28 protein-coding genes are annotated in these 26490 nt (G+C 61.0%); 18 read left to right on the top strand and 10 right to left on the bottom strand.

The genetic code is table 11. The features are described from left to right. Positions 1-92 precede the first annotated feature (92 nt). Positions 93-575: a pantetheine-phosphate adenylyltransferase gene (gene coaD / locus A9G06_RS19485; RefSeq protein WP_040069411.1), complete on the bottom strand. Its 483-nt coding sequence runs from the start codon at positions 573-575 to the stop codon at positions 93-95. A 134-nt stretch (positions 576-709) separates the two neighbouring features. Between coaD and A9G06_RS19480 the strand changes: the two genes are divergently transcribed. Next, on the top strand, positions 710-1747 hold the full coding sequence (locus A9G06_RS19480) for a glycosyltransferase family 9 protein (protein WP_069556314.1): 1038 nt from the start codon (positions 710-712) through the stop codon (positions 1745-1747). Positions 1748-1798: 51 nt separating this feature from the next. Here A9G06_RS19480 and A9G06_RS19475 read toward each other — a convergent pair whose 3' ends face one another. Continuing rightward, positions 1799-2575, bottom strand: a complete 777-nt coding sequence (locus tag A9G06_RS19475; protein ID WP_069556313.1) for a glycosyltransferase family 2 protein — start codon at positions 2573-2575, stop codon at positions 1799-1801. Positions 2576-2851: 276 nt separating this feature from the next. Between A9G06_RS19475 and waaF the strand changes: the two genes are divergently transcribed. The 6 genes from waaF (at position 2852) to A9G06_RS19450 (ending at position 7232) form a co-directional block, all read left to right on the top strand. Further along, positions 2852-3886 (top strand): lipopolysaccharide heptosyltransferase II, encoded by a 1035-nt coding sequence (gene waaF, locus A9G06_RS19470; RefSeq protein ID WP_069556312.1) that lies wholly within the window; start codon positions 2852-2854, stop codon positions 3884-3886. 1 nt (position 3887) lies between these two features. Then, positions 3888-5153 carry a lipid IV(A) 3-deoxy-D-manno-octulosonic acid transferase gene (gene waaA / locus A9G06_RS19465; protein WP_069556311.1) on the top strand — a complete coding sequence of 422 codons (1266 nt, stop codon included), beginning with the start codon at positions 3888-3890 and terminating at the stop codon, positions 5151-5153. Between the two features lie 93 nt (positions 5154-5246). Beyond that, positions 5247-6227 (top strand): MDR family oxidoreductase, encoded by a 981-nt coding sequence (locus tag A9G06_RS19460; protein ID WP_069556310.1) that lies wholly within the window; start codon positions 5247-5249, stop codon positions 6225-6227. 74 nt (positions 6228-6301) lie between these two features. Beyond that, positions 6302-6427, top strand: coding sequence for a hypothetical protein (locus tag A9G06_RS22525; protein WP_005339521.1), 126 nt, complete (start codon positions 6302-6304; stop codon positions 6425-6427). A gap of 137 nt (positions 6428-6564) precedes the next feature. Further along, the gene (locus A9G06_RS19455; protein ID WP_064335097.1) at positions 6565-6897 is read left to right on the top strand and encodes a DUF2799 domain-containing protein; all 333 of its coding nucleotides are present in this window, start codon (positions 6565-6567) and stop codon (positions 6895-6897) included. Beyond that, positions 6894-7232 (top strand): hypothetical protein, encoded by a 339-nt coding sequence (locus tag A9G06_RS19450; RefSeq protein WP_064339007.1) that lies wholly within the window; start codon positions 6894-6896, stop codon positions 7230-7232. Before A9G06_RS19455 ends, A9G06_RS19450 begins: the two co-directional genes overlap by 4 nt. 35 nt (positions 7233-7267) lie before the next feature. Here the strand turns inward: A9G06_RS19450 and A9G06_RS22160 are convergent, their stop codons facing one another. Together A9G06_RS22160 and A9G06_RS19445 are read right to left on the bottom strand one after the other, a co-directional pair. Next, positions 7268-7432 carry a hypothetical protein gene (locus A9G06_RS22160; protein WP_005339525.1) on the bottom strand — a complete coding sequence of 55 codons (165 nt, stop codon included), beginning with the start codon at positions 7430-7432 and terminating at the stop codon, positions 7268-7270. A gap of 112 nt (positions 7433-7544) precedes the next feature. After that, positions 7545-7979, bottom strand: coding sequence for a flagellar basal body-associated protein FliL (locus A9G06_RS19445; RefSeq protein WP_005339527.1), 435 nt, complete (start codon positions 7977-7979; stop codon positions 7545-7547). 145 nt (positions 7980-8124) lie between these two features. On the opposite strand from A9G06_RS19445, the gene A9G06_RS19440 reads away from it, so the two are divergent. Then, positions 8125-8661 (top strand): chorismate lyase, encoded by a 537-nt coding sequence (locus A9G06_RS19440; protein WP_005342060.1) that lies wholly within the window; start codon positions 8125-8127, stop codon positions 8659-8661. Then, positions 8658-9527 carry a 4-hydroxybenzoate octaprenyltransferase gene (gene ubiA / locus A9G06_RS19435; protein WP_069556309.1) on the top strand — a complete coding sequence of 290 codons (870 nt, stop codon included), beginning with the start codon at positions 8658-8660 and terminating at the stop codon, positions 9525-9527. The genes A9G06_RS19440 and ubiA overlap by 4 nt, the downstream gene beginning before the upstream one ends. A 68-nt stretch (positions 9528-9595) precedes the next feature. Here the strand turns inward: ubiA and plsB are convergent, their stop codons facing one another. Continuing rightward, positions 9596-12019 carry a glycerol-3-phosphate 1-O-acyltransferase PlsB gene (plsB, locus tag A9G06_RS19430; protein WP_069556308.1) on the bottom strand — a complete coding sequence of 808 codons (2424 nt, stop codon included), beginning with the start codon at positions 12017-12019 and terminating at the stop codon, positions 9596-9598. A gap of 204 nt (positions 12020-12223) precedes the next feature. Between plsB and lexA the strand changes: the two genes are divergently transcribed. The 4 genes from lexA to dinF all read left to right on the top strand — a co-directional run bounded on the left by lexA (position 12224) and on the right by dinF (position 15747). Continuing rightward, on the top strand, positions 12224-12847 hold the full coding sequence (gene lexA, locus A9G06_RS19425) for a transcriptional repressor LexA (protein WP_069556307.1): 624 nt from the start codon (positions 12224-12226) through the stop codon (positions 12845-12847). 484 nt (positions 12848-13331) lie between these two features. Continuing rightward, positions 13332-13547, top strand: a complete 216-nt coding sequence (locus A9G06_RS19420) for a hypothetical protein (RefSeq protein WP_019446524.1) — start codon at positions 13332-13334, stop codon at positions 13545-13547. Positions 13548-13756: 209 nt separating this feature from the next. Beyond that, positions 13757-14383, top strand: a complete 627-nt coding sequence (locus A9G06_RS19415) for an SCO family protein (protein ID WP_005339543.1) — start codon at positions 13757-13759, stop codon at positions 14381-14383. A 2-nt stretch (positions 14384-14385) separates the two neighbouring features. Beyond that, on the top strand, positions 14386-15747 hold the full coding sequence (gene dinF, locus A9G06_RS19410; RefSeq protein ID WP_069556306.1) for an MATE family efflux transporter DinF: 1362 nt from the start codon (positions 14386-14388) through the stop codon (positions 15745-15747). Between the two features lie 15 nt (positions 15748-15762). On the opposite strand, the gene trmL is transcribed toward dinF, so the two are convergent. From trmL to A9G06_RS19395, 3 genes are all read right to left on the bottom strand, one after another. After that, on the bottom strand, positions 15763-16227 hold the full coding sequence (gene trmL, locus A9G06_RS19405; protein WP_005339545.1) for a tRNA (uridine(34)/cytosine(34)/5-carboxymethylaminomethyluridine(34)-2'-O)-methyltransferase TrmL: 465 nt from the start codon (positions 16225-16227) through the stop codon (positions 15763-15765). Between the two features lie 74 nt (positions 16228-16301). Beyond that, positions 16302-17672: an ATP-binding protein gene (locus A9G06_RS19400; RefSeq protein ID WP_005357421.1), complete on the bottom strand. Its 1371-nt coding sequence runs from the start codon at positions 17670-17672 to the stop codon at positions 16302-16304. After that, the gene (locus tag A9G06_RS19395) at positions 17654-18349 is read right to left on the bottom strand and encodes a response regulator (protein ID WP_040069396.1); all 696 of its coding nucleotides are present in this window, start codon (positions 18347-18349) and stop codon (positions 17654-17656) included. The genes A9G06_RS19400 and A9G06_RS19395 overlap by 19 nt, the downstream gene beginning before the upstream one ends. An 85-nt stretch (positions 18350-18434) precedes the next feature. Here A9G06_RS19395 and A9G06_RS19390 point away from each other — a divergent pair, with 85 nt between their 5' ends. The 4 genes from A9G06_RS19390 (at position 18435) to A9G06_RS22325 (ending at position 21891) form a co-directional block, all read left to right on the top strand. Further along, positions 18435-19346, top strand: a complete 912-nt coding sequence (locus A9G06_RS19390) for a cation diffusion facilitator family transporter (RefSeq protein WP_005339551.1) — start codon at positions 18435-18437, stop codon at positions 19344-19346. Between the two features lie 8 nt (positions 19347-19354). Further along, the gene (gene cysE / locus A9G06_RS19385) at positions 19355-20134 is read left to right on the top strand and encodes a serine O-acetyltransferase (RefSeq protein WP_005339552.1); all 780 of its coding nucleotides are present in this window, start codon (positions 19355-19357) and stop codon (positions 20132-20134) included. A 20-nt stretch (positions 20135-20154) separates the two neighbouring features. Next, on the top strand, positions 20155-21435 hold the full coding sequence (locus A9G06_RS19380) for a hypothetical protein (protein WP_069556305.1): 1281 nt from the start codon (positions 20155-20157) through the stop codon (positions 21433-21435). Between the two features lie 246 nt (positions 21436-21681). Further along, complete coding sequence (locus tag A9G06_RS22325) at positions 21682-21891, top strand: cell division protein ZapB (protein ID WP_005339554.1); 210 nt, start codon at positions 21682-21684, stop codon at positions 21889-21891. A 72-nt stretch (positions 21892-21963) separates the two neighbouring features. On the opposite strand, the gene elbB is transcribed toward A9G06_RS22325, so the two are convergent. Beyond that, a complete protein-coding gene (gene elbB / locus A9G06_RS19370) occupies positions 21964-22614 on the bottom strand; it encodes an isoprenoid biosynthesis glyoxalase ElbB (RefSeq protein ID WP_069556304.1) in 651 nt (216 codons plus the stop codon). Positions 22615-23014: 400 nt separating this feature from the next. On the opposite strand from elbB, the gene polA reads away from it, so the two are divergent. Then, entirely contained in the window at positions 23015-25780 is a 2766-nt protein-coding gene (gene polA, locus A9G06_RS19365) for a DNA polymerase I (protein ID WP_069556303.1), read from the top strand. 88 nt (positions 25781-25868) lie between these two features. On the opposite strand, the gene A9G06_RS19360 is transcribed toward polA, so the two are convergent. Continuing rightward, positions 25869-26408 carry a gamma carbonic anhydrase family protein gene (locus A9G06_RS19360; protein WP_005356065.1) on the bottom strand — a complete coding sequence of 180 codons (540 nt, stop codon included), beginning with the start codon at positions 26406-26408 and terminating at the stop codon, positions 25869-25871. Between the last annotated feature and the right edge of the window lie 82 nt (positions 26409-26490).

Below are 26490 nucleotides of genomic sequence, written 5' to 3'. Positions count from 1 at the left end.
CTATAACGAGAGAGATACAACAAGGGCTACCCGTGGGTAGCCCTTGTTCGTTGTTGCCGTTGGGAATGGCGAGTGTGGAATGTGGAAGGGGATCACCCTTTCTGTTTGGCTGCGATGGCTTGGGCCACCACGGGATCGACAAACTGACGAATGTCGCCACCGTGCAGCGCCACCTCTTTCACCAGAGTGGAGGAGATAAAGGAGTTCTCCTCCGCCGGGGTGAGGAAGACGCTCTCCAGCTCCGGCATCAGGCGGCGGTTCATGTTGGCCAGCTGGAACTCGTACTCGAAGTCGGAGACGGCGCGCAGGCCGCGGATCAGCACGTTGGCCTGATGCTCTTTGGCGAAATCGACCAGCAGACCGGAGAAGCCCACCACCTTGACGTTGGGAAGCGTGCTGGTCACTTGCTGGACAAGCTGGACACGTTCTGCCAGATCGAACAGCGGGCGCTTGCTCGGGCTGTTGGCGACCCCGACCACCACCTCGTCAAACAGCTTGGCGGCGCGGCCGATGAGATCGGCGTGGCCATTGGTAACGGGATCAAAAGTCCCGGGATAGATCACCCTAGTAGTCATCTTTGCGGTCCTGCAACCTGGAAATTTGGTCGCATTATAAGGTCGTCGCTTGAGAATAGCAGTGCATCAGGCAAGAATACGCCATCGCGCATCAAGCCTCCTTGCATTGGTGACAGGGAGCAAAGGGATTTTTTATGAAACGTATTCTGGTCGTTCGCAATGACAAGATTGGTGACTTCATGCTGGCGTGGCCTAGCTTCGCCATGCTCAAAGGCTCCATGGAGTGTCATGTGACTGCCCTGGTTCCGGCCTACACGGCGCCGCTGGCCCGGCTCTGCCCCTGGATTGACGAGGTGATCATCGATCCGGGCGTGCGGGCCGACAAGGAGCAACAGCGAGCGCTGCTGGCGCGGATCAAGGCGGCGGCGTTCGACGCGTCCATCTGCCTCTTCTCCAACTCCCGCAACGCCATGCTGGTGTGGAAGGCGCACATCCCTTACCGGCTGGCGCCGGCGACCAAGCTGGCGCAGGTGCTCTACAACCAGCGACTGGTGCAGCGTCGCTCCCGCTCCCAGAAGCCTGAGTCCGAGTACAATCTGGAGCTGATCCGCCGCTTCCTCGCCGATCAGCAGGTGGCGGTGGTGGAGCCCAAGACCCCCTTCCTGCGGTTCGATGACGAGACTCTGCGGCAGGTGCGCGAGCAGCTGGCGGCCAAGCTTAAGCTCGATGCCAGCCGCCCCTGGCTGATGGTACACGCCGGCAGCGGTGGCTCGGCCAACAACCTCTCCATCGAGCAGTATGCCCGCATCATCATCAAGCTCAATCAGGCCTGCCCCGAGTTGCAGTGCGTGCTGACCGCCGGCCCGGGTGAGGAGAAGATGGCCGAACAGCTGGCGGCCGAGTTGCTGGCCCACGGTGGTAACGGCTGGATCTACCGCTCCAGCGATGGTCTGCCGATGTTCTGTCAGGTGTTGGCTAACGCCGCCCTGTTCGTTGCAGGCAGTACCGGCCCGCTCCATATCGCTGGTGCGCTCGATGTGCCGACCATCGGCTTCTTCCCGATGCGCCGCTCCGCCACTCCGCTGCGCTGGAAGCCCCTCAACAGCGAAGGGCGCCACCTCGCCTTTAGCCCGCCTGAGGATAGCGACCATCCTGAGGATATGAGCCAGCTCGATCCCAAGACCATGGTGCCGGTGATGGCCCGCTGGGCGGCGCCTTTCTGGCGCAAATAACGTATGCAGCAATGCAAACAGGGCCCCGCGGGGCCCTGTTTCGTATGACGGTTATTCCGGCTGCTGCGGTTGCTGGCGCACCCAGAGGTCGGCGTATTTGACGAAGGTGGAGTGGGCGGAGAGGATCGCCAGCAGCAGCCCCTGCCTGCCATCGAGGAAGCCCGCTTTGAGCAGGTACATCTTGAGGAAGCAGCCGACCGCGTGGATCAGCCCCTGACTGAGGGAGCCCTTCTTGCCGCGAGCGGTGCGCTGATCGGCCCAAGCGCGGGCATAACCGGCGGATTTCACCAGATAGTGCTCCAGATCCCGATAGGTGAAGTGGAGCAGGTCGCCATGAATATTGACGATCTTCATGTTGGCCCGCACTTCCACCTTTTCGTGCACCAGCGCCTCGTTGTAGCTGGTGAGCGCCTTGGGATAGAGGCGCAGCACCCGATCCGGATACCAGCCACTGTGGCGGATAAAGCGGCCAAACACCCAGGAGAGGCGCGGGATCGAGTAGATGGTATCGCTGGCCGGATTGGCCATCACGTTGGCTATGGCGGTTTTCAGCTCGGGGGTGAGCCGCTCGTCGGCATCCAGCCACAGCACCCAGTCGGATTGCACGTGGGATTGGGCCAGTCGGCGCTGTTTGCCAAAGCCCGGCCACTTGGCGTTGACGAAGAAGCGGGCGCCAAATTCGGCGGCGATGGCCGGGGTCTCGTCCTGACTGCCGGAGTCCAGAATGACGATCTCGTCCACCAGTCCGTCGAGGGAGGCGAGGCACTTGCGCAGGTTGTCGGCTTCATTCTTGACGATCAGAACGGCAGCCAGAGTCGGTTTTTTCACGAATGTGGGCTCACGGTTATTGCCCGGCTGGCGGGTCGAATGCGTATTGATGGGCCATTCTAACGGAAAAACGGGTCAAAGAGAGAGCCGCCATTGCCCGTTTCTATCAGCTGTTTGCCTGTCTCGTCTCGTCCGGTTGGAAGCGGGGCACTGCTGGAAAAATGGGGTGACGGCAGCGTTTGCCAAGGATCTTCTGTTATTTATCCAGCCATTCTTGGGGCATAATCTCGCCCAGTGATGATTAACCGCCGGGCCAGACCCGAGAGAAGACGCGTAATGAAAATATTGGTGATCGGCCCCTCCTGGGTCGGCGACATGGTGATGTCCCAGAGTCTCTACAAGGCGATCAAGGCCAACCATCCCGAGAGCGAGCTGCAAGTGATGGCCCCCGCCTGGTGCTGCGCCCTGCTGGAGCGGATGCCGGAGGTGGACAAGGCGATCACCATGCCCCTCGGCCACGGTGACTTCAAGCTGGTGGCGCGCCGCCGCCTCGGCAAACAGCTGGCGGCCGAGAAGTACGATCAGGCCATCGTCCAGCCCAACTCCATGAAATCGGCGCTGATCCCCTGGTTTGCCCGCATTCCGGTGCGTACCGGCTGGAAAGGGGAGCACCGCTTCGGCCTGCTCAACGATATGCGCAGCAACAAGTCCGCCTTCCCGCTGATGGTGGAGGGCTATCTGGCGCTCGCTTATCCCAAGGCGCAGATGAAGAGCCGGGCCGATATTCCGACCATTCCCCACCCCTCTCTGCACGTCGATCTGGTCAACCAGAGCAAGGCGCTGGAGCGACTGGGGCTGGATCGCGCCCGCCCGGTGCTGGTGCTCTGCCCCGGTGCCGAGTTTGGCCCGGCCAAGCGCTGGCCGGAGGGGCACTACGCCGTGGTGGCCCAGCAGCATCTGGACGAGGGGTGGCAGGTGTGGATCTTCGGCTCCAACAAGGATGTGCCGGTGGCCAACACCATCCGGGATCGGGTCAACCTGCTGACCCGCCCCAACTGCCACGTGCTGGCGGGCAAGACCAGCCTGCACGAGGCGATCGATCTGATGGCGCTGGCCAGCCGGGTCATCTCCAACGACTCCGGCCTGATGCACATCGCCGCCGCCCTCAACCGGCCGCTGGTGGGCGTCTATGGTTCCACCTCGCCGCTCTATACCCCGCCGCTGGCGGATCGGGTCGAGATCGTTCACACCGACATCGAGTGTCGCCCCTGCTTCAAGCGCACCTGCAAGTTCGGCCATCTCAAGTGCCTGATCGACCTGGCGCCGGAGCAGGTGGTCGATGCCTGCAAGAAGCTGGAGCAGAGTCAGTAAGATGCCCTACCGTCTGCTCTACAACCTGCTGATCCATCTGGGATTGCCGCTGGCGCTGCTGGCCCTCTACAAGCCGAAGAAAGGCAAGCCCGGCTTTGGCAAGCGCTGGGCCGAGCATCTCGGGCGGCTGCCCGCCACCGGACAGGAGGCGCCGCTCTGGATCCATGCGGTGAGCGTGGGGGAGACGCTGGCCATCACGCCGCTCATTCGTGCCCTCAAGGCGGAGCGGCCCGATCTGCCGATCCTGCTCACCACCACCACCCGCACCGGCGCCGATCAGGCTGCCAAGCTGGGGGATCTGGTGATCCATCGCTACGCGCCGCTCGACTACCCCTGGGCCATTGCCGCCTTTCTCGACACCTTCAAGCCGCGCGCGCTCTGGGTAATGGAGACCGAGCTGTGGCCGAACTGGCTGGCCGCCTGCGAGGCGCGCCATCTGCCGGTGACCATCATCAATGCCCGCCTCTCCGAGCGATCCTGCCAGCGCTATGCCCGCTTCCACGGCGCCTTCGACGCCCTGAGTCGGCCACTGACCCATCTGCTCTGCCAGCATCAGGATGACGCCGACCGCTTCGCCCGCCTTGGCATCGATCGTTCGCGGCTGGCGGTGACCGGCTCCATCAAGTTCGATATCCAGTTTGGTGACGAGGTGCAGACCAAGGGGCGCGCCCTGCGCCAGCAGCTGGGGGCGGATCGGCCGGTCTGGATCGCCGCCAGTACCCATCTGGGTGAGGATGAGCAGGTGCTGGCCGCCTTCGATCTGCTGCTCAAACGCCATCCCGACGCGCTGCTCATTCTGGTGCCGCGCCACCCCGAGCGGTTCGACCGGGTGGCCGAGCTGTGTGCCCCTTACGGCTGCGTGCGGCGCACCAGTCATGCTGCGGTTGGAGCACAGGATAAGGTCTATCTCGGCGATACCATGGGCGAGCTGCCGCTGATGCTGGCGGCGGCCGATGTGGCCTTCGTTGGCGGCAGTCTGGTGAAGATCGGCGGTCACAACCTGCTGGAGCCGGCAGCCCTCGGCAAGCCTTGCCTTACCGGCCCCGCCTACTTCAACTTCAGCGACATCACCCGCCAGCTGGTGGCTCAGGGGGGCGCCGCCATCGTGGCCGATGCCGCCGAGCTGGGCGAGCAGGTGAGCCAGCTGTTTGCCGACGGTAACGCCCGCCGCGAGATGGGCGAGCAGGCCCGCGCCGTGGTGCTGCGCAATCAGGGAGCGCTGGCGCGCACTCTCTCGCACTGCCTCACTGCGCTGGAGAACGACTGAACCCATAACTAGCATCGCGCTGGCTCTCGATTTTCAACTGCAAAAGCGTCAAAGCAGCTGATCCCCGTTTCACACGTCATCAAAGAGGCAACCATGTTCAAGGCTCTGTTACTGGAAAACCAAGACGGCAAGACTGTACCGACTCTGACCCGGCTGGCCGAGAGCCAGTTGCCGGAAGGTGAGGTTCGGGTGGCCGTTGCCTACAGCTCCATCAACTACAAGGACGGGCTGGCCATCACCGGCAAGGGCAAGATAGTGCGCCAGTGGCCGCTGGTGCCCGGCATCGACTTCGCCGGTACCGTGCTCGAGTCTGCCGACAGCCGCTATCAGCCCGGCGACAAGGTGGTGCTGACCGGTTGGGGCGTGGGCGAAGGCCACTGGGGCGGTATGGCCGAACAGGCGCGGGTCAAGGGGGACTGGCTGGTGCCGTTGCCCGCCGGGCTGGATGAGCGCCAGGCCATGTGCATCGGTACCGCCGGTCTCACCGCCATGCTCTGTGTGCTGGCACTGGAAGAGGCGGGTATTACTCCCGCAAGTGGCGAGGTGCTGGTCACCGGCGCGGCTGGCGGCGTGGGCTCCACCTCGGTTGCCCTGCTGGCAGCCCTTGGCTATCAGGTGGCGGCGCTGACCGGTCGTCCGGAAGAGCAGGGCGCCATGCTCACTGCGTTGGGTGCCAGCCGCATCGTGCCGCGCAGCGAGCTGCTGGTGCCTGCCAAACCGCTGGAGAAGCAGCTGTGGGCCGCTGCCATCGATACCGTCGGCAGTCAGGTGCTGGCCAAGCTGCTGGCTCAGATGAACTATGGCGGCGCCGTGGCGGCCTGTGGGTTAGCGGGCGGCTTTGATCTGCCTACCAGTGTGATGCCCTTCATCCTGCGCAATGTGCGGCTGCAGGGGGTCGATTCGGTGATGTGCCCGTTTGAACGTCGTCAACTGGCGTGGCAGCGACTGGCACGTGATCTTCCTGCCAGCTTCTTCGCTCAGGCGGTCACCGAGATTGGGTTGGAGCAGGTAGTGGAGGCCGCCGAGGCCATCACGCAAGGCCAGATCGCCGGCCGGACTCTGGTCAAACTTTGAACTCTCTCTGACTGGCGAGCCCGACAATTCCGGATAAAATTGGAGTGCGGGTGAACTATCCAAGGAGAGTGAAGATGGGTGGACACAAGCCGGATTACGACTCCTCTGATGATGATTGGGAGCCGGATTCCTGGGAAGAAGAGCTGGATCAGTGGGAAGATGAAAGCTGGCAGGATGATGACACTTTCGATGACCAGTGAACCACGGTATTGAACGAACAGGCGGGCTTTGGGCCCGCCTGATTTTTTTGCCGCGCTCACATGGCTGAGCGTTCGTCCTTGGTCAGGGGCGGGCCGCTGGGTAGAATGAACTGCCCAAATGACGCTCAAGGATGACTATGCGACTCTTCATCATATTGTTGGCTGCCCTGCTGGGTGGCTGTGTCTCCAACGATGATCCCTGCGAGAAGGTATGGAGTGAGGTTGGGGAGGCGGATGGCAAGCTGGGCTTCACCACCGAGCGGATCGAGTTCCATCAGGGCCAGTGTGGCAAGAAGGTGGATGCCGAACTGTGGAAGCAGGGACATCAGAAGGGATTGGCATGGTATTGCCGCCCCGAGCATCTCTATCTGGCTGGCCGCTCAGGCGAGGAGTATCGCGGCGTTTGCCCGAATGATACCCAGGCACGCAGATTGTTCGAACAGGGGCGTCAGGGGTGGACCGATCAATGATATTTGAGATTGGGGAGAATATCGCTATCTCTATCAGTGACGTGATCTCATTGGTTGCGGGATTCATCGCTGTTGTGGCGGTATGGTATGCGCGGAAATCAGCTAAAGAGGCAGAGCGAGCCAATAATATGGGACGCCTGAATGCTTTGTTGTCTTTTCGAGCTCACTATCTCGAACTGATGCAGAATCAAGCACAAATGGCCGAAGTACTCCGCCAAAGTCCCAGTGGGATGGAAGCTGTCTGGGCAAGACAGGTAGACCTAGACTCGAAATTACGTCAGGTGACCACCGAGCTTGAGCAGTACTACGCCAGACTTGTAAAGGATGAAATCTAGCAAGGTCCTCTTTGAACGGCGGTTAGAGTGGAAAATTACTCCTCTTTCAAGCGCAGCGGCTGGCAGAGGTAACCCTTGTCATTGGCACTGCGGGCGCACTTGCTGCAGACAAACTTGGGTTTGCGGACTATCTTGCGCAACGCCTTGAGATCGGTGGGGATCTCGTGACGGCGCCATTCACACAGGGTTTTGCTGCCCATAACGACTACCTCTACGACTTGACGGCCGTATTGTAATCGATTTTCATTTCGAATAAACCGGCAACGCTCGCTTATTGGCCGATATGCCAATAAGCGATTGTTTTGGTAGGGATTACTGGTAGAGGAACTTGGTGAAGATAAGCTCGCGCACCGCTTTCTTGCCGGTCTCTTTCACCAGCAGTTCGTTGACGGTTGTCTCGCACTCCTTGCGCAGCTCTTCTCGGTTGGTCAGGGACTTCACTTGATCGGCATTTTTGCTGCCAATCAGGCGGATGATGGCATCGCGGATCAGCGGGTCATGCTGCTCCAGCAGCTTGAGATCGGCTTCGTTTTCCGCCATCAGCTCCACCGTGACTCGGATATAACCGAGGGTTTTGCTATCACTCAGGTAGTTAGTGATGATGTCGGGATCGAGCGCGTGGTAGGAGAAACCGGGCTTGGCGGCCCCCTCTGCGCCCTCGGCGGGCGGCTCATCTTCAGCCAGAGCTTGCTGCTGCAGGGCGCCACAGCTCAGTAACAACACCAGCAGAATTTTGAAGATCTTCATATAGATGGCTCATCAGCAAGAGATAACCCATTTTTGATGTTGCCATCGGGGCCGTCAAGCACGGATGTTCTTACATTTCGCTATTGATTTACGGATAATAAACCGGATTTTAACCTGAACACGGAAATCTCTGGATGGTGAAGCTGTGAAGTCCGAGTTGACTGTTCCCCTCACGCCGTTAAGCGGGTGGCTGGCCCCCGAATGTTGCGAATTGCCCGCCAGCTTGCGCCCCTGGCTGCTGGAGCCCGGCTCCATGACCCGGCGGCTGCGTCTGCACAATCGCCACTTTTCGGTGGAGTGGCTGGGCAATCACCCGGTCGCCCTTACTGCCGATGAGCAGTGGCTGGTGGATTCGGCCTCGCCGGCCGGCACCTGCCGCGAGGTGATCCTGCACGGGGATCGTGGGCCAGCCGTGCTGGGCTGGACCCTGTTTGCCGATGACGCACTGCAAGGGAGCGGCATTGCCGAGCTTGGCGAGCAGCCGCTGGGTGAGCGGGTATTTGGCCATGAGCCTGCCCGCCGCGATCATCTGCAACTGGCCCGTTTCGATATTGCCGCCAATTCCCGTTGCCCGGCTGCCACTGTCTGGGGGCGTCGTTCCCGTCTGTTTCTGGGGCAGTGGCCACTGCTGGTGCACGAGCTGTTTCTGCCCTCTCTCGTCTGTGACAAGGAGCTGGAGTGAATCTGTTAACCAAGGAGCGGGGACTTGCCTATATGCAGTTGGCCCGTGTCGACAAACCCATAGGCACTCTGCTGCTGCTGTGGCCAACCCTGTGGGCGCTCTGGCTGGCCGCTGGTGGCCTGCCCAATCTCTGGGTGCTGACCGTATTTGTGGTCGGGGTCTTTCTGATGCGCTCGGCCGGGTGCGTCATCAACGACTATGCGGATCGCAACTTCGACGGCCATGTCAAACGCACCGCTGGCCGACCCTTGCCCACGGGCAGAGTCAAGCCGTGGGAGGTGCTGGCGCTCTTCTTCGTGCTGGCGCTCATCTCGTTTGGTCTGGTGCTGACCATGAATCCGCTCACCATCGGCCTGTCGTTTGTCGCCCTGCTGCTGGCGGTGAGCTACCCCTTCATGAAGCGCTTTATCTCCAATCCCCAGCTGGTGCTCGGGATGGCCTTCTCCTGGTCGATTCCGATGGCCTATGCGGCGCAGGCAGATGCCCTGCCGCTGGTGGCCTGGCTGCTCTTCTTCGCCAACCTGCTCTGGACCGTGGCTTACGATACCCAGTACGCCATGGTGGATCGAGATGACGACCTCAAGATCGGCCTCAAATCCAGCGCCATCCTGTTTGGTCGTTACGACAAGCGGATCATCGGCGCACTGCAACTCTCGACCTTGCTGCTGTTGCTGGCGGTCGGGCAACTGATGACGCTGGGGGGCTGGTATTACTGGGGATTGCTGGGAGCGGCGGTGCTGTTTGTCTATCAGCAGCGGCTTATTCGCGAGCGGCAGCGGGAAGCCTGCTTCCAGGCGTTTCTCAACAACAACTATGTGGGGGCGCTGGTGTTTGCCGGTCTGGTGTTTGACTACCTGCTGGCGTGATTGCGCCCCGAGTAAAACTGGATAAAAAGAAGGCCGCATCATGCGGCCTTCTTTGTTTGCGTTGCAGATCAGAGCTGATTGCCCGCCTGAATGGTGCGGCGGATCTTGTTGCTCAGCAGCGGTACTATGTTGTCGGCCAGCGCCTGGAAGCGGCCGAGATCCGGCTTGCACTCGGGAGAGAGGTAACCCTCCTTGCGCAGCGTGTGGATCAGGGTGCTGAACAGCTTCTGGTCGAAGAACTCGGGGGCGTTGATGCCGTGCAGGGTGCCGAGGCGCTCTGCCATCATCAGGCCGTCCGCTTCCAGCTGTTCCGCCTCGATGTGAGGCTGGGCCAGTACCCGGGTCAGCACGATGGCGTAGCGTTGCAGGGTCTCCTGAATGCTCTCCGCCAGCAGCAGCAGGCGCATCTGGTTGGCCGGATTGACCCAGTAGCCGCCATCACGGGTCTCGATCAGTTGCTGGGACTGCAGGGCGTCGAGCAGGCTGTCGACCAGCGCCGGCAGATCCTCCTCTTCATAACGCAGGAACAGCTCGGTCTTGAGCAGTGGATAGATGTCGATGCAGCGGGCCATGATCTCGCTGCGGGAGATCCCCTCGCACCGTTCGATCAGTGCCGCCACCAGAGAGGGCATGGCGAACAGGTGGAGGATGTTGTTGCGGTAGTAGGTCAGCAGGATCGCCTGATAGCGGTCGAGACTGATGATCTGCCCCAGTTTGTCCTCGCTCACCTCGAACTTGTTGAGCTCCATCGCCTGATCCAGCAAGGTCTTGGCATCCTCATCCGGAATGGTGCTCTGCGGGCTGTAGGGCACCGCTTTGAGCAGATCCAGATAGGTGTTGAGCTGGGCCTGCAATTCGTCGCGAGTCAGGGCGTGGCGCTCGGCGGCCAGCAGCGCCAGCGCGCTCAGGGTCAGGCCGTTGACCGCGGCAGCGCCGTTGATGCGGGTCATCAGCAGTTCGGCCAGATTGTTGACGGTGCCCGCCATCCACTCCGGACGCTCCTCTTCCCCGATGTGCTTTTTCCAGTCGGGGATATGTTCGCTCAGGTAGCTGTTGAGGGTCAGCGGCTCGCCGAAGTTGACGAAACCACGGCCGTAGTTGCGCAGCTTGCGCAGGATGCCGAGCACCTGCAGGAAGCTCTCTTTCTCCTTGCGGCTTCCCTTGAGCTCGTTGTGGTAGGTGTTCACCTCCATCACGTGCTCGTAACCCAGATAGACCGGCACCAGAGTGACCGGCCTGTCCAGCCCGCGCATCATCGCCTGCAGGGTCATCGCCAGCATGCCGGTCTTGGGCGGCAGCAGACGGCCGGTACGGGAGCGACCGCCTTCGGTGAAGAACTCTACCGAGTAACCCTTGGCAAACAGCAGGTTGAGGTATTCCCGGAATACCGTGCTGTAGAGCGGGTTGCCCTTGAAGGTGCGGCGAATGAAGAAGGCGCCGCCGTGGCGGAAGATGGGGCCCGCCGGCCAGAAGTTGAGGTTGATGCCTGCCGCGATATGGGGTGGCACCATCCCCTGGTGGTAGATGACGTAGGAGAGCAGCAGGTAGTCCATGTGGCTGCGGTGGCAGGGAACGTAGACGATCTCGTGCCCCTCCTGCGCCAGTTGGCGTACCTTCTCGGCGCCATTGACCGACAAACCGCGGTAGAGCTTGTTCCACAGCCAGCCGAGGAAGCTCTCGCCAAGGCGGATCAGCCGGTAGGAGAAGTTGGAGGCGATCTCGTCCATGTAGCTATGGGCGCGCTTTTGCGCCTTCTCGAGGCTGATCCCCTCACGCTGGGCCTCTTCTTCAATCGCCTGCTGGATCACCGCGGAGTCGAGCAGCTGCTTAAACAGCAGGTTGCGGTTCGGCAGTTTCGGGCCGGTGGCGGCCAGCTGCTGACGGCTGAAGTGGGTACGGGCCACTCGCGCCAGCTTGTGGGCGATGGCCTCGTCGGTGCCGTGCTTGTCGGCCATGTAGCGCAGGGAGAGCGGCGGCGAGAAGCGCACCAGATTCTCGCGCCCCTTGAGGATAACGATAAGTGCCTTCTTCAGCCGGTTCGGCGCCAGGCTGCTGATGATGTTGAGGCCGGAGGCTTCTTCCCCTTCCCGACCCGGAGCGCGGCCCCAGAACAGGGTGACGGGCACCACCTGGATATCCAGCTCGGGATCCTGCTTGTGCAGATCCAGCAGTTGGTGGAACTCCTGCAGGAAGGGGAGCGGTTTGCTGCGTTTGCCAAACAGGGGAGGCGGACGATCCAGACAGACATAGCGCGGCAGCAGCTGGCCGTTCAGTTCCAGCGGCGTGAAGGGACCGGGCAGACCAAGATCCTCGCAGCACTGCTGCAAGGTCATCAGGTCGGTGATCGAACTGGTTTTCAGGGCATAGACGATGGGTCTGGCCGGATCCAGATTGAGTTCTGTGATGGGATTTTCCGGCAGGCTCTTGTGATTGACCAAGCCGCTGACCGGCCATTGCAAGATGGCTCTGGAAATCTTCTGTCCTAGGGACATGTGCGTCTGCTCTCCAAAAAAATGCGGCGTGAGCATAGCAAATCGACAGCCCCTTGTCGCCGAGAGGTACGATGAGTCGGCTGCGCAGGATCAAAACAGCAGTAAATGAGGGGTTGGTTGCGACAAATGTCAGCTGCGCCTTGCCTTGGCCACTGCACTGTATATACTGCCAGTGTGCTGTATAAAAAGACAGGTGCCAATTCTATGAAACCCCTTACCCCCCGCCAGGCCGAAGTGCTGGAGCTGATCAAGGTGAACATGAGCGAGACCGGTATGCCGCCGACTCGTGCCGAGATTGCCCAGAAGCTTGGTTTCAAGTCGGCCAATGCGGCCGAAGAACATCTGAAGGCCCTGGCCAAAAAAGGGGTCATCGAGATCATGCCGGGCACGTCCCGCGGCATTCGCCTGTTGCTCGAAGAGGAAGAGGAGCTGGAAGAGAGCGGCCTGCCGCTCATCGGCAAGGTTGCCGCCGGTGAACCTATCCTGGCTCAGGAGCATATCGAGAGCCACTATCAGGTTGATCCCGCCCTGTTCCATCCGCGCGCAGATTTTCTGCTGCGGGTACAGGGGATGAGCATGAAGAACATCGGCATTCTGGATGGCGATCTGCTGGCGGTGCACAAGACCCAGGAGGTGCGCAACGGTCAGGTGGTGGTCGCCCGTCTCGATGAGGATGTCACCGTCAAGCGCTTCCAGCGCAAGGGCAGTCAGGTATGGCTGCTGCCAGAGAATGAAGAGCTCTCCCCCATCGAGGTGGATCTCTCCTGCCAGCAGCTCACCATCGAAGGGCTGGCGGTCGGGGTGATCCGCAACGCCGACTGGATGTAATCATCTCCGCCAACTGCGTTTGCCACACGGCCTCCTTCGGGAGGCCGTGCTGTTTCTGGCGCACTTTCCCTGTCATATCAAACAGATCATCGGTGGCGGCATTTTTGTCCTGCGCGACCGGCTACCAATCATCCATTTCAGATATATGCTCAGATCAGTGCCCTGTCGCCGAGACAGGGCTTGGCGCCTCCCTCTGACCATCGCAATGCGCCGTGACGGGAGGGCCGGTAACAACGAGAATCAGGCAGTACACCTTCACGGGATATGAAGGGGGAGTGGGGAGATCCCGAGCCTTGTCGGGCAAAGGGGACCACTCGTAATGGTTGCAGATAGTCGTGACGGGCCTGTTCCCAGTTCAGGCCGACGAAGCAACATGACCTGTCGGTCAAGGAGGACTGGTATGGCATCAAGATCGCCATGGGATTCAGAGGCTGGGGCTGCGCCAGCGGAATCGTCAATCACCCGTTTCGTCAAAGGTAGCCGGATGACCTGGTTTTACGGTCTCTGGCTGCACCATCGTGGTTCGCACTGGACGCTCTGGCTGGGATGCCCGAAAGAGAAGGTGGTGCGTCTGGTATTGCTGTTCAAACGGGGTCACGGTGATCGCCAGGGGGAAGAGGGCTGGCTGGCCCCCGTGATTCCCATCGGCGTGCGGGCCATCGGCAAGATGTTGCAGCAGGGACGCAACGCTCGCCCCTGAGCAGAAGAGACAAACAAATCCATCCATAACCGGCACCCGAGGGGGCCGGTTTTTTTATGGCCGCAACTGGCGATTAATTATGCCAAATGGTCGACTCCTGACAGGGCGTTGCACAAGGTTGAACCACCTTGGCGGCTCGCTGGGGTACAATGACCCCTCTTGTCCGGTCACTGCTGGCCATCTGCCTCGAACTGAAAGGGTCTCTTGTTATGATGAAGCTCCGCTATCCCCTGCTCTTTCTGCTGCTGACAGCCTGTCTGATTCTGGTGTTTTACGCCACGCAGCCAGAGCAGCCGGAACAGGCCGATTATTATCCGGCGGGGCGGGACATCAATGATTTTGCCTTTACCGATGCGGACAACCAGCCGTTCACTCCTGCCAACCTGAAGGGGCACTGGACCTTCCTGTTTGTCGGTTACACCTTCTGCCCCGATATCTGCCCCACCACCCTGGCAGATATGCGCTCCGTCTATGACCAGCTGAAGAAGATGGCGCCCGACAGTCAGGTGGTGTTTATCTCGGCGGATCCCCAGCGTGATGATATTCCACGTCTCAAGACCTATACCGCCTTCTTCAATCCCGAGTTCAAGGCGGCCACCGCCCCCCACGACAAACTGTTCCCGTTCGTGCGCAATCTGGGGCTCATCTACTCCATCGCCAATCAGGGGGAGAAGGATTACCTGATCGATCACTCCGCCTCCATCGTGCTCATCAATCCCAAGGGCAAGCTGCAGGCGGTATTCCGCCCGCAGGTGGCGCCGGGTCAGGTGCCCCGGGTGCAGATGGCCACCATGCTCTCTGACTTCGCCCGCATTCTGAAGCTGGCAGGCCACTGAGCGTGACCCCAGCTGTTGCCCCCTGGTGGCGAGATCCCTCTCGCCACCGCGCCGTCTTTGCGCTCGCTCTGCCCATGGTTTTCTCCAATATCACCACCCCCTTGCTGGGGCTGGTGGACACCTGGGTGATCGGTCATCTCGGTCAGGCCTGGTTTCTGGGGGGCGTCTCGGTCGGTGCGACCCTGATCAACCTCATCTTCTGGTTGCTCGGTTTTTTGCGGATGTCGACCACCGGCCTGACGGCGCAGGCGCACGGCGCCGCCGACGGTCGTGCCCAGCTCGATACCCTGATGCGGGCGCTGGGGCTGGCCATTGCTCTCGGCCTGGCGCTGCTGTTGTTGCTTTTTCCCCTGTTGCCACGACTGATCGCCCTGAGTGGCGGCTCGCCCGAGGTGCAGCTTTATGCGGGCCAATACGTGGCGGTGCGGATCTGGAGCGCCCCGGCGGCGCTCTGCAATCTGGTGATCATGGGCTGGCTGCTGGGGATGCAGGATGCCCGCAGCCCCATGGTGATGCTGATCCTCACCAATCTGGTCAACATGGCGCTCGATGCCCTGTTTGTGCTCGGGCTCGGCTGGCAGGTGCGGGGTGTGGCGGCAGCCTCGGTCATGGCGGACTACTGCGCGCTGGCAGTCGGTATCTGGCTGGTACGCCGTCAGCTGCGGCAACTGGCGCCGACGGTGTGGCAGGATGGTTGGCAGCGCTGGCGGCAGCTCGCGCCCATGGTGCGGCTGCTCGGCCTCAACCGCGATATCTTCCTGCGCTCCCTCTGTTTGCAGCTCTGCTTCGCCTTCATGACTCTGCAAGGGGCGCGGCTGGGGGATGTGGCGGTGGCCGCCAATGCGGTGCTGCTCAACTTCCTGATGCTCATCTCCTACGGACTCGATGGTTTTGCCTATGCGGTGGAGGCCATGGTAGGACGAGCCATCGGTCAGCGGGATCGGCAGAAACTGCGGGAGGCCATCGTGCTCAATCTGGGCTGGGCCGCCCTCATTGCCAGTGGTTTTACCCTGCTGTTTGCCCTCTTTGGTGCCCACCTTATCGGCTATATCACCGACATTCCGGCCGTGGTAGCGGAGGCACATCGTCAGCTTCCCTGGCTGATCGCCATGCCCTTGCTGGCGGTCTGGTGCTTCCTGCTGGATGGCGTATTTATCGGGGCGACCCGGGCGCGGGAGATGCGCAACAGCATGTTGCTGGCCGCGTTTGGCGGCTTCTTCCCGATCTGGTGGCTCTGTCAGTCGTGGGGCGTGGCCGCGTTATGGGCGGCGATGGCGGCGCTGATGGTGGGGCGCGGTCTGTCGCTGGGGGTCACTTGCTGGCGGCTGGAGCGCAGCGGGCATCTGCTCGACGCCCGCCACTGAGCGCATCGGTGGCGCTTACATGGCACCGTCGTAGCCGAGCTGGCGCCAGCTCTCGTAGACAAAGACAGACACCGCGTTGGAGAGGTTCATGCTGCGGCTCTGGGGCACCATAGGGATGCGTAGCCGCTGCTCGAATGGCAGACTCTCGATGATCTCGATGGGCAGGCCGCGACTCTCCGGGCCAAACAGCAGGGCGTCGCCAAGTGCATATTGTGCTGCCGAGTGCGCGGTGCGGCCCTTGGTGGTGCAGGCAAACACCCGCTTGGGCGCCACGGCGGCCAGAAAGGCCTCATAGCTCGGCCAGCGCTTCACCTCGGCAAACTCGTGATAGTCGAGTCCCGCCCGTTTTACCCGCTTGTCATCCCACTCAAATCCCAGCGGCTCGATCAGGTGGAGCCGGTAACCGGTATTGGCGCAAAGCCGGATGATATTGCCGGTATTGGGCGGAATTTCCGGCTGGTAGAGGACGATATCGAGCATGACGAGCTCCTGCAAAGAGATGTAAAGCCAAGAAGGGGCGCCAGCATACCCAGCGCCCGTCCGGATGAAAAGGATCAGGCGATGGGCAAGCGGATGGTGATGGTCAGCCCAGTCGGGTGATTGTTGCTGGCCGCAATGGTGCCGCCGTGGCGCTGGATCGCCTCCGAGGCGATGGCCAGCCCCAACCCGGTGCCGCCAGTCTTGGCGTTGCGGGCATCATCGACCCGGAAGAAGGGCTGGAACAGCAGCGCCTGCTGCTCGTCAGGCACGCCAGGGCCATCATCCCGAATAGTCATCACCCACTCCAGTCCCTCCCGATACCAGTCCACCTTGATGAACTCGCGGGCATACTTGAGGGCGTTGCGCAGGGGGTTCTCCACCGCCCGGGCCAGCAGCTCGGGCCACATCTGGATCGACTCTGCGGGCAGCGGCGGCAGTCTGAGCTGCTTGCCGCTCTGATTCGCTTCGAACATGGCATCTTCGAGGATAGGCTCCAGCAGGTCGGCCAGCGGCTGCACGATGGGGGCCTCAACATGCTGCTGCACTCGCGACAGATCCAGCAGATCGCCGATCAGCTTGTCCAGCCGTCCGATCTCCGATTCGATCCGCGCCAGCTCGGCGCTGTCACCCTGCTTGCGGCGGATCAGCGCCTGCGCCAGTTGCATCCTTGTGAGGGGGCTGCGCAGCTCGTGGGAGATATCGGAAAGCAGCTGTTTCTGTTTCTGGATCATGCTCTTGAGCGTCTCCACCATGCGGCTGACGTTGTCCGCCAGCTGGCCGATCTCGTCGCCCCGTCCCAGGTTGGGGATCTGTACCTCCAGATTGCCGGCCGCCAGTTGGGAGACCGATTTCTGCAACTGCAGGATGGGGCGGGTCAGCCGCCAGGCGAGCAGCAGGCAGAGCGGGGTGCTGACCAGCATCGAGATGCCCAGAATGCGGATCGGGTGATCCAGCACCTGAATAAACAGGAACAGGTAGGGATTCTCGGCATTGAGGCCGAAATAGACGTGATAGCGATGACCGTGGTGCTCCATCAGGAAGGGGCCGGCGATCGCCTTGCGATCCTCGTTGCCCAGCATGGGATTGGCCGGGTCATCGGCATCCACCATAAAGCGCACCACGAACTTGCGCGGATGGGTGGTGGACTGGATCTGCCCCTTCTCGTCGCGCAGGTAGACGTTATCCACCGGCAGCATGGCGATCTTGTCCATCGCCTTGGCCAGATCGAAATCCTGATCCGGCTCAGCGGCGTTGAGCAGGGCTTGCACGTTGTTCTGCATCCGCGCGACTTCGTGGGTCGGCAGCGGGATCTGGTTGCGGGGATCCAGGGTCGGCAGGCTGATCACGGCGGCCAGCATCACCAGCAGCATGAACCAGAACCAGAGGAAGATGTGGGTCGAGATCCCGTTGAGGGAGTTGATGCGCTCTATTCTTGCTCTAGCCACAGGTACCCGCGCCCCCGTACGGTTTTGAAGCGGGGCTGGCCATCGGTGCGGTCCGGCAGCTTCTTGCGCAAATTACTCAGGTGCATGTCGATAGCCCGATCGAAGGGCTCCAGCTTCTTGCCCAGCACCTGCTCGGAGAGGTGGCTCTTGCTGACGATCTGGCCGGGATTGCGCAGCAGGCACTCCAGCAGGCCAAACTCGGTGGCGGTCAGCTCCAGCAGTTGTTCGCCGCAGCGGGCCTGCTGCAGGCCGGGTTGCAGCACGATATCCATGAAGTGCACTTCGTCGGAGGAACTGCCGCGCTGGGGCGGGGCGCTCTGAGTACGGCGCAGGATGGCGCGTACCCGGGCCAGCAGCTCCCTGTCATCGAACGGCTTGGCCAGATAGTCGTCGGCACCCGCTTCCAGACCGTTAACCCGATCCTGGCTGTCACCGCGGGCGGTCAGCATCAGCACCGGGGTATCGTGGGTCTTGCGCAGCTTGGTCAGCATGGCAAAGCCGTTGAGCTTGGGCATCATTACGTCCAGCAGCACCAGATCGAAGCTCTGCTCCGCCAGCCGTTGCAGCCCCTCTTCACCATCCTCGGCGACCGTGACCTGAAATCCCTCCAGGGTCAGAATTTCGGTGAGCAGTTGGGTCAATTCAAGATCGTCATCGACCAGGAGTATTCTGTTCATCTGGTGTTATTCCGCAGATTTTCGCGCCAAACTGACGCCGGGGTCAGGGTATAATAAGTTTTTCATCGCCAGAGGAAAGCCGGTTTTGAGCCATCAACAATATTCCCGTTGGGTGACCTTTGCCAGCATAGCGGCGGTCACCACCGCTACCTTGCTGATCATCGGCAAACTGATCGCCTGGCTGATGACCGACTCGTCGACCCTGCTGGCGTCGCTCACCGACTCCTTCATGGATGTGAGTGCCTCCATCATCAACCTGCTGGCCATTCGCTATGCGCTTGCCCCCGCTGATGACGAGCACCGTTTCGGTCACGGCAAGGCGGAGTCGCTGGCTGGCCTCATCCAGTCGGCCTTTATCTCCGGCTCCGCCCTGCTGCTGGTGATGCACGGAATTTCATCCCTGCTCAATCAGGCGCCGATTCTGCGGCTGGAAGCGGGTCTCTGGGTCAGCGGTGGCTCCATCGTGCTGACCCTGCTGCTGGTCAGCTTCCAGAGCTTTGTCATTCGCAAGACCAACAGCGTGGCGATCAAGGCCGACATGCTGCACTACCGTTCCGATCTGCTGCTCAATGCCGGTGTCTTGCTGGCGCTGGTGCTGGCGGGGCAGGGGTGGTACTGGGCCGATGGCCTGTTTGCCATCCTGATCGGGCTATTCCTGTTGTGGGGGGCGGGACACATCGGCTACGAGTCGGTGCAGGCCCTGCTCGATCGTCAGTTGCCAGCGGAAGAACAAGCGAGAATAATGGCGCTCTGCTGTGCCGTAGAAGGTGTACACGGCGTACATGACCTGCGCACCCGTCAATCCGGGCCGACCCGATTCGTACAGTTGCATCTTGAACTGGATGATCAGATCCCCCTGGTCAAGGCCCATCAGATCGCCGATGAAGCCGAACTGGCGGTACGCCAGGCATTCGAGCGGATGGATGTCATCATCCACATGGACCCCATCTCGGTGCTGACAAAAGAACAACAGAGCCCTCACCCAGAACAACAGTAGGCTGCAACATGGATGAACTGGTTGCCAAAACCTGGCACAAAATTCAGCAAGAAGCGGAGTGCATGGCGGCCCAGGAGCCGATGCTGGCCAGCTTCTTCCACTCCACCATTCTCAATCACAAGAATCTGCGTTCGGCCCTCAGCTTCCAGCTGGCCAACAAGCTCGACAGCGCCACCATGCCGGCCATCGCCCTGCGCGAGGTGATCGAGCTGGCCCTGCGCAGCGAGCCCGAGCTGCTGACGGTAGTGGCGGCCGACATCTGCGCCGTGCAGGAGCGCGATCCGGCGGTCGACCTCTTCTCCACCCCGCTGCTTTATCTCAAGGGATTCCATGCCCTGCAGGGTTATCGGGTCGCCAACTGGCTGTGGCGTCAGGGGCGCCGCTCGCTGGCCCTCTATCTGCAAAACCAGATCTCGGTGGTGTTCGGGGTGGATGTGCACCCGGCCGCCCGCATCGGAAAGGGGATCATGTTCGACCACGCCACCGGCATCGTGGTGGGTGAGACGGCAGTGATTGAAGATGATGTCTCCATCCTGCAGAGCGTGACCCTTGGCGGTACCGGCAAGGAGAGCGGCGATCGCCATCCCAAGATCCGCGAAGGGGTGATGATAGGGGCGGGCGCCAAGGTGCTCGGCAATATCGAAGTGGGCGTGGGTGCCAAAATTGGCGCGGGCAGCGTGGTGATCAACCCGGTGCCGCCTCATACCACGGTCGCTGGCGTACCCGCCAAGATCGTCGGCCGTCCGGAGTGCGACAAGCCTTCACTGGATATGGATCAGTGTCTCTGATCTCCCGGCCGGAGTAGTCGATGGCCAAACGCTGGTCGGGTTATCTGATTTTGGGGATGTGGCTGCTCAACTTGCTGCATCTCTATCTGGGACTCTCCCCCTGGCCAGCGGCCATTGCGGCCTGGGGGGCGTCACTGCTCACCTGGCCCTGGTTGGTGGGGGCCGCCAAGCGGCAGGCGCTGGCCTTGTATGGCGCGGCGCTGTTGCTGCTTATCTTTTCCTGGTGGCAGGGCGCGCCCCTCACCGCCGGTGACTGGCTGCTGCCCAACATCAATATGCTCACCATGTTTGCCGCGGTGAGCACCCTCAACCTCGCCACCTCGGGTCTCTTGACCGGCACCACCTCCTGGACCGGGCGAAAGGGGCTGTGGAGCACCATGGCCAGCCTCAATCTGCTGGGGGCGGTCATCAACCTCTCGGTGTTGTTTATCATCGGCGATCGACTGGAGCGCAATGGCACCCTGGAGCGGCGTCAGGTGATGGTGCTGAGCCGGATCTTCTGTGCCGCCGCCTTCTGGTCACCCTTCTTTGTCGCCATGGCGGTGGCGCTTACCTATGCGCCGGGCTTGCAGCTCTCCCATATTCTGCCGTTCGGAATCCTTGCCGCCTTGTTGGCGATGGGGCTGACCGCCTGGCAGGTGGAGCGGATCGGGGTGGCTGACTTTGCCGGTTATCCGCTGCGGTTGCAGACCCTGGGGTTGCCGGTCACGCTGGCGCTGCTGGTACTGCTCATCAAGCAGATCTGGCCCCAGCTCGGCATTCTGGCGGTGATCGCGCTGGTGGCCCCGCTGCTGGCGCTGCTCTTTATGCCGAGGACCGGGCGCAAGGCGGCCCTCAAGCGGCAGGTGGTGGAGCGCTTTCCCGCCATCGGCGGTCAGCTGGTGCTGTTTCTGGGGGCCGGCTTGCTGGCGGCAGGCATCAACAGTGCGTTGTCGGTCATCGATTTCGGCTCCGGTCACGGCTTGCCGCTGTTCAATCACTTTGGCTGGCTCGAAGCATCCCTCACTCTGCTGCTGATCCTGCTGGTAGCCATCGTCGGGGTGCATCCGCTCATCAGTATCTCCGGGCTGGCGCCACTGCTCTGGCCGCTGGCGCCGGATCCCAGCCTGCTCGGCATGTGTTTCCTGCTGGGGTGGGGGCTTGCCACCGGCACCAGTCCGCTCTCCGGATCCAATCTGGCGCTGGCCTCCCGCTACAACCTCAGTGCTGGGCTGATCCTGCGCTGGAACCTGCTCTACGGCCTGCTAATGTATGTCGTCGCCTGTCTGTTGCTGGGGGCTTATATCGCCTTGCATGGATAACGGCGGCGCCGTCAGGAGGGTGCCAATGATGCGCGGGTGGCGGGGCTTTTTACGCACGGTTCAGTGTGTTGTCGCGGCTCGGGCGCAGGATGCGAGAAAAATAGACGCATATTTAGACAATACATCTATGGAAGGCGCATTTTACAGCGCACTGGCTTGTTTGTGCCGATGCGCTCGGGGTATGCTGGCTTCACGCGCTTGAATCGCCCTCTGTGGGGCATCGCAATTGAACAAACAGGTATGCATATGTCACTAGAAGTCCTTGAGCAACTCGAATCCAAAGTACAATCCGCCGTCGACAACATCTCCCTGCTGAAGATGGAGCTGGACGAGCTGAAAGAGCAGAACAGCAAGCTGCAAGACGAGAACCATCAGCTGCGCAACGAGCACACTGCATGGCAGGAGCGTCTGCGTGCCCTGCTGGGCAAAATGGATCAGATGGGCGAAACCATCTAATTCATCGCCTTCAGGCAGAATTGAAAACGGGCCGCTCCATGAGCGGCCCGTCTGTTTTTGGCAGGGCGGGGATTACAGCGCCAGCAGTTGCTTGACTGTCTTCTCGATGCCGTCTGCCGCTTCGACTATGTTGCTGGCCAGCATGTAGGCGGGGGTTGAGATCACCTTGCGCTCCTGATCCACTACGAACTCGTTGACCGGGCAGTTGAGATGGCTGCCGCCCATCGCCTCGATGGCGTTGGCGGTACCCTCGTCATGGCCGATGGTCGCCAGCGTCCCGGCACCATAGATCAGCGGGATCATGGCGGGGGCGATGCAGATATAGGCGGCCGGTTTGTTGGCTTTGGCAAAGCTCTGGCACGCTTTCAGCACATCGGGCTGGATCTGGCACTCCGCCCCTTTGATAGCGAAGTCGCACAGGTTCTTGGCCGCGCCAAAGCCGCCGGGCACCAGCAGCGCGTCGTAATCGGCCGCATCCAGCTCGGCCACATCCTTTATCTGGCCACGGCAGATACGGGCCGCTTCGACCAGCACATTACGGCTCTCCCCCTCGCTCACTTCACCAGTCAGGTGGTTGATGACATGGAGCTGCGCCACGTTCGGGGCGAAGCACTGGACGGCGGCTCCCTGACGGGCCAACGCCAGCAGGCTGATGACGGCCTCGTGGATTTCGGCCCCGTCAAAGACACCGCAGCCACTCAAAATCACGGCCACTTTTTTCATGGCAAACTCCTCGTTGTTGAAAATGTGAGCCAGGATGGATTGTTGTACTTTTGTATGGTTATCGCTCGCCCTCCGCTGGTCAAGTCATCTTGCTGTGCTAGGATTGTTTCGTTTTGGATCCTGCCGTACCTACTCCCTTAAATCTTTTTCCACATTGATCGAGATCATTCTAACTGTCTCGCGATCGGTTTTTGCGATCTCAATGTATTGTTTTTAATGGCTTTTTGTATTTTTGTGCACAGCTTTATCACTGTTCGCTCTGATGCGCCCCATTTTTGAACACAGAGTTATCCACAGATTGAGTCCCTTTATCAGGCGCTGTGTGCTGTTGTTGCGCCCCTTGGTGTGAGGGGGGCCCTGTGGCATCCTAGCGGCTGTTTATCTCTGGCAGGACGATTTCATGGCCCCTAGCAACCCCCTTATTCTGGTCGACGGCTCCTCTTATCTTTACCGCGCCTTCTTCGCCTCCCAGCAGGCTGATCTGCGCACATCGACCGGTTTGCCGAGCGGCGCCGTCCGTGTCATGGCCAACATGATGCGCAGCCTGCGCAAGCAATATCCTGACTGTCATGTGGCCGTGGTGTTTGATGCCAAGGGCAAGACCTTCCGCGACGACATCTATCCCGAGTACAAGGCGACCCGCGCCAGCATGCCGGACGATCTGCGCAGCCAGGTTGCCCCGATCCACCAGATGATCAAGGCGATGGGTTTCCCCTTCCTGATGGTGGAGGGGGTTGAAGCCGACGATGTGATCGGCACCCTGGCCCGCCAGGCGACCGAGAAGCAGCTGCCGGTCCTGATCAGCACCGGTGACAAGGATATGGCACAGCTGGTCTCCGACCATGTCACCCTGATCGACACCATGAAAGATGTGAAGACCGATCGGGAAGGGGTGATCGAGAAGTTCGGCGTGCCGCCCGAGCTCATCATCGACTACCTGGCCCTGATGGGTGACAAGGTCGACAACATTCCCGGCATGACCGGTGTCGGCGAGAAGACCGCACTGGCTCTGCTGCAGGGGATTGGCAGCATCGACGAGATCGCCGCCAACCTCGACAAGGTTGCCGCCCTCGGCTTCCGAGGCTCCAAGGCGTTCGCCGACAAGTTCCGCGAGCAGGAGGAGCAGGTTCGTCTCTCCTATCGACTGGCGACCATCAAGACCGATGTCGAGCTGGAACAGAGTCTGGAAGAGCTGTTGCTCAAACCGGTCGACAAGGAGTCCCTGCTGGCGGTCTATCGCGAATACGAGCTGCGCAACCTGATCAAGGAGCTGGAATCCGGTGGTGAAGAGGGCAGCGAGAGCGCCGGACAAGACGAGGCTGGCGATGAGAGCGCCGCTCCGGTTGCCGCCATCGAAACCGACTACCGCTGCATTCTGGACGAAGCCGAGTTTGACGGCTGGCTGGAACAGCTGAAAGCGGCACCGCTGTTTGCCTTCGATACCGAAACCACCAGTCTCGACTATATGGAGGCGCGGATCGTCGGTGTCTCCTTTGCGGTTGAACCGGGCAAGGCTGCTTATGTACCGTTTGGCCACGACTATCTGGGGGCACCGGTACAGCTGAGTGAGGCCGTGGTGTTGGGCAAGCTCAAGCCGCTGCTGGAAGATCCGACCCGTCTCAAGGTGGGGCAGAACCTCAAGTACGACCGCAACGTGCTGCTCAACCATGACATCGACCTGCAGGGTATCGCCTACGACACCATGCTCGAGTCCTACGTGCTCAACTCCACCGCCAGTCGCCACGACATGGATTCGCTGGCCAAGCGTTACCTCGGGGTTGAGACCACCTCCTTTGAAGATATCGCCGGCAAAGGAGTGAAACAGCTCACCTTCAACCAGATCGAGCTGGAGCAGGCTGCCCCCTATGCGGCGGAAGATGCCGATATCACTTTGCGCCTGCACCAGACCCTGTGGAGTCAGCTGGAGGCCGTACCGGGCCTTGCCAAGGTATTCAGCGAGATCGAGTTGCCGCTGCTGCCGGTATTGGCGCGGATGGAGTTGCTCGGCACCACCATCGATCCCAAGCTGCTGCACCAGCAGAGCCAGGAGATCGAGCTGCGGTTGGCGGAGCTGGAGAAGCAGGCTCACGAGCTGGCCGGGCAGGAGTTCAACCTCTCCTCACCCAAGCAGCTTGGGGAGATCCTCTTCACCAAGCTGGGCCTGCCGATCATCAAAAAGACGCCGAAGGGGGCACCGTCCACCGCAGAAGAGGTGCTGGCCGAGCTGGCGGAGACCTACGAGCTGCCGCAACTGCTGATGGAGCATCGTGGGCTGGCCAAGCTCAAGTCCACTTACACCGACAAGTTGCCGCTGATGATCAAGCCCCGGACCGGTCGGGTACACACCTCCTATCATCAGGCGGTGGCGGCTACGGGCCGTTTGTCATCATCTGATCCCAACCTGCAGAACATTCCGGTGCGCAACGAACAGGGGCGCCGGATCCGTCAGGCCTTTATTCCTAGCGCCGGTTACAAGCTGGTAGCGGCGGACTACTCCCAGATCGAGCTGCGCATCATGGCGCACCTCTCCGGTGACAAGGGGCTGCTGACCGCCTTTGCCGAGGGCAAGGACATCCACAAGGCGACTGCCGCCGAGGTGTTCGGCGTGGCGCTCGATGCGGTCACCACCGACATGCGCCGCAGCGCCAAGGCGATCAACTTCGGCCTTATCTACGGCATGAGTGCCTTCGGTCTGGCCAAGCAGTTGGGGATTGGCCGCGCCGAAGCGCAGAAGTACATGGATCTCTACTTCGAACGCTACCCGGGCGTGCTGGAGTATATGGAGCGCACCCGTCAGCAGGCGGAAGCCCAGGGGTATGTCGAGACCCTGTTTGGTCGTCGCCTCTATCTGCCGGATATCAAGTCCCGCAACGCCGGTCTGCGCAAGGCAGCCGAACGGGCCGCCATCAACGCGCCCATGCAGGGTACGGCTGCCGACATCATCAAGCGCGCAATGATCAACGTGGACAGCTGGATCCGCGGTATCGAGGATGAGTCGATCCGCATGCTGATGCAGGTACACGATGAACTGGTGTTCGAGATCCGCGAAGAGAAGCTGGAGGAGTACATCGCCATCATCAAGGAGAAGATGTCTGCCGCAGCCGAATTAGATGTGCCGCTGCTGGTGGAGGCGGGCACCGGTGACAACTGGGATCAGGCTCACTGATTTCCGGTCAGCCGTTCTGCACGGTTATATAGCTATATAAGAAGCGAAGCCCGGCATTATGCCGGGCTTCCTGTTTCTGCCAGCCCTATCAGGTCTCTTGCAGATACTCATCCTTGAGCAGCACATAGTTGTCGGCCGAGGTCTTGAGGAAGGCGATCTCGGCGGGCTTGAGCGGGCGAGCCTGTTTGACGGGATTCCCTATATATAGAAAGCCCGACTCGAGTCGCTTGCCCGGTGGCACCAGCGAACCTGCGCCGATCATCACATCATCTTCAACCACGACGCCATCAAGCAGAATGGCACCCATGCCGACCAGCACCCGGTTGCCGATGGTGCAGCCGTGCAACATCGCCTTGTGACCCACAGTGACATCTTCACCGATCAGCAGCGGATAGCCGGTCGGGTTGCTGGCGCTCTTGCGAGTCAGGTGCAGCACAGTGCCGTCCTGAATATTGCTGCGGGCGCCGATGCGGATATGGTTCACATCCCCCCGTGCCGCCACCATGGGCCAGATGCTGGCATCATCGGCCAGCTCGATATCGCCCACCAGTGTTGCGCAGGGGTCTACATACACCCGTTTGCCCAGTTGCGGGCATTTTCCCTTATAGGGTCTCAGTCGCAAGTCCATCTTGGCCTCCTTGTTTTCGGCCATTCTAGCAACCAGAAGGGTGTTTCTGTGGATAAGTTTGTATAAAAGCTGTGGTTGGATA

Source organism: Aeromonas sp. DNP9, assembly GCF_001728955.1.
Taxonomy (GTDB): Bacteria; Pseudomonadota; Gammaproteobacteria; order Enterobacterales; family Aeromonadaceae; genus Aeromonas; species Aeromonas veronii.
This window is presented reverse-complemented; position numbering and strand designations above follow the sequence as displayed.